We start from the raw sequence: 571 nt of genomic DNA on the forward strand, positions 1-571 counted from the left end.
AGATCAGACAGTGTATGGAGCCCCGACAAATTCGGATCGTACAAGCCGGAAATCAGGCTCGGATCAACGCCGTTGCGCTGCGCGTCAGCAAGGGCGGACGTGACAGCCGTTTCAACATCACTATAGCCGAGGCCCTGCGCCACAGTGCCCGCGAGCTGCGCCACATCCTGCACCGTACCTTTGATAAAGCCGGGAATGCCGAAATTGTTCGGGTCTTTCTGTGCGTATTCGCGGGTCAGTGCTGCAAGGTTCTTGAATTTGTTGTTCGATAGGATGTTCTTCTGAACGTCCGTCGTAACGGAATTCGTCAAACCCGCGTCAGCCGCGCCGCCCTGCACGTTCCCGATATAGCCGCCCGATGGCAATGGCCGCCCGCGAACATCGGTCACGCCGTCGTAGGTGAGGAAGTTCTGGCCGTTCAGGATGTAGTTTTTCGGGGTGCGCTTGTCGGCAGAGATGTTCGCGCCAAGGTATTCCTGCTCGTTTGCAGGCAGCGCGCCCATGTTACCGAAGTTCTGTCGTGCGAGAGTTCCTTGCGTCTCCGCATTCGACAGCACCGGACTGTAGCCGC

1 protein-coding gene is annotated in these 571 nt (G+C 58.1%); it reads right to left on the reverse strand.

All coding sequences use genetic code 11. The features are described 5' to 3' along the window. A partial coding sequence (locus tag ACTJKP_RS27145) for a hypothetical protein (RefSeq protein WP_440632870.1) occupies positions 1-571 on the reverse strand: 571 nt, incomplete at both ends.

Source organism: Brucella sp. 22210 (genome assembly GCF_052045675.1).
Classification (GTDB): domain Bacteria; phylum Pseudomonadota; class Alphaproteobacteria; order Rhizobiales; family Rhizobiaceae; genus Brucella.